Origin of the sequence: Erysipelatoclostridium sp. An173 (assembly GCF_002160495.1) — a bacterium.
Lineage (GTDB): Bacteria > Bacillota_I > Bacilli_A > Erysipelotrichales > Coprobacillaceae > Thomasclavelia > Thomasclavelia merdavium.
The window spans coordinates 1-2,414 of sequence record NZ_NFKR01000082.1; the positions used below are offsets into that span (position 1 = coordinate 1).

Sequence of the window (2,414 nt, forward strand, 5' to 3'; positions counted from 1 at the left end):
GTTTTGATATATCTGCATTATATACATATGTTCCATCTTCTCGTCTATTTGCATTTGCCCATTCTAGATCATCCTGATCTTTTTCTTCTGACCATATTGCAAATCTGACTTGGCTACCATCTTCTATATAAAAGTTTTTTAATGTAACATGAATATATTTCTCTTCAACATCTTTTTCAGCTGTTAAAGAAATATTACTAATGTCAATTGATTGCGCTTTTTTAGAAGAAATATTATTTTGATTACTTTCATTGATACTATTATTTTCTTGTCCTATGACATTTTGTTCATTATTGTTTTCATTATTTTCTTCTGGAGCCACTTCATTAGAGTCATTTTCTTTTTCTACGACCGTCTCTTCTTCATTTTCATCTGTATCATCAACTATCTCCTCACTACTTGTATTTGAATCGATTATTTGTTCTTCTGTTTTTTCTGATACATTTTCTTGATTTTCAAATGAATTTTCTAATGCTAATATCGCCACTGAATTTGTCATTGTGCATATTATTAAGTAAATAGTCAAAAATAGACATATGATAACTTTTCCTTTCTTATTCATCGACTTCACCTCCTTTAAAATAATTATACATTATCATATTTTGTATTTCTATATCTTCATTACGACAAATTTATGTAGATAAAAAGGTAGATTTTTAAAATATCTACCCTAAAACTTTATAATATTAAATTACATACCAACAACTAATATCAACACTTCCACTAATTCCTGGAATAGTTCCTGAACTTGTATATTGCCAACCAAAATTTCCTTTATAATATGGATTGCTCCATCCAATTGTATTTGTATAAGCTGCCATCCATGATACATTTGCCCAAATACTTGGATCATTTAATGTATCATTCAACATTGCTCGATAGCTATATACATGAGCTGTATATCCATTAGCATTCATTGTAGAAATAAATGCATTCATATTAGCAATATTTTGTGCTTTAGAAATTTGTCTTCTCTCTAAATCATAATATACAGGATAACTTAATTCACTAGGAGAAACATTATATTTTCTTAAAATATCAATAACAAAATTTGCTTCATATACTGCATCATTAGTATTGTTAGCATAATCATAAATATATACTCCAAATGGAATATTTAATCTACGACACTCTGCTAAATTTCGTGCAAATTGTGTGTCTTCAATATAGTGACCTGGATGTGCTGTAATTCTTAATATGGCACCATCAATATCACCATATTGTTTTACTGTATCCCAATCAATATTTCCATTATATGAACTAACATCTATGATTTTTTTAGCTGGCATATTTCCGGCAATATTTCCTGCATTATCAAAGAAATATTTTTGCCCATTGATATATGCCCATCCTTGTCTTACTGTTGTATTTACAATATTATGATAATTTAATTCTATCGTATTAACATTTCCGTTTTTATCATAAGCATAAATATGTGTGACGTATGTTCCAAATTCATAATTATGAGCACTTCTTTCTACTCTAAACGAATATTGATCCCCATTTTTTGTTCCTGTTCCCCATATTAAATCATCTTGATCATTCTTATAAGTCCAAGTAGGAAACATTACGCGATCTATTTCATATTTGCTAGAAACTGTACAAGTTACAGTAAATCCATCATCATTAGCATCAGTAATCCGAACATCCTTTATAATTGGTTTTCCATATGTCTCTTTATCTGGTTCTTGTAAAATTGTTGTACCAGCACTTTGAAAAGTATTTAGTCCATCTTTATCATATGCATAAATATGGGTAACATATTCACCATATTCAAAATTATGATCTTTTCTATTAACTGTAAATGTTGCTACACCATCTTTTATTTCAGCTTCATGCCAAATAATATCATCTTGAGAATTATTTGTTGTCCAAGTAGGCATTTTTACGCTCGTTACTTCTACATCATCTGATACATTACAAGTAACCGTATAACTATCGTTTGTAACATTAGTTATTTCAATATTTGATATAACTGGCGCTTCATTTTCTGGTAGTTCCACTTCTAACTCAACCTGTGATACTTTCCCCTCTTCATCATATGCATAGATATGTGTATTGTATTTTCCAGTATCATAATTATGATTTGCAGCATCTAAATTAAGAGTATAAGTATTTCCTTTTTGACTAGGAGTATACCAAATTAAATCATCTTGATCGCCATTTTCTGACCATGTCGGCATTTGGACATTACGCACTTTACTATCATCTGTTATTTTACAAGTAACAGTATATCCTTTTCTTGTAATATTGGTCACTTGCACATCACTTATCTCTGGTGCCTGATTTTCTGGTATTTCTGTTTCCAGTTCCACTATACTGTATTTTCCTTCACTGTCATATGCATAGATATGTGTATTGTATTTTCCACTATCATTCTTATGATTTGATGTCTTTACATTGATCGTATATGT

The 2,414-nt window shown here is 29.6% G+C and carries 2 protein-coding genes; both read right to left on the minus strand.

Annotation, left to right across the window (positions count from 1 at the left end; all coding sequences use genetic code 11):
* On the minus strand, positions 1 to 562 hold a 562-nt coding region (locus tag B5F09_RS14395; protein ID WP_143357532.1), incomplete at its 3' end, for a GBS Bsp-like repeat-containing protein.
* A 124-nt stretch (positions 563 to 686) separates the two neighbouring features.
* The coding region (locus tag B5F09_RS14400) for a GBS Bsp-like repeat-containing protein (RefSeq protein ID WP_204215364.1) at positions 687 to 2,414 on the minus strand (1,728 nt) is incomplete at its 5' end.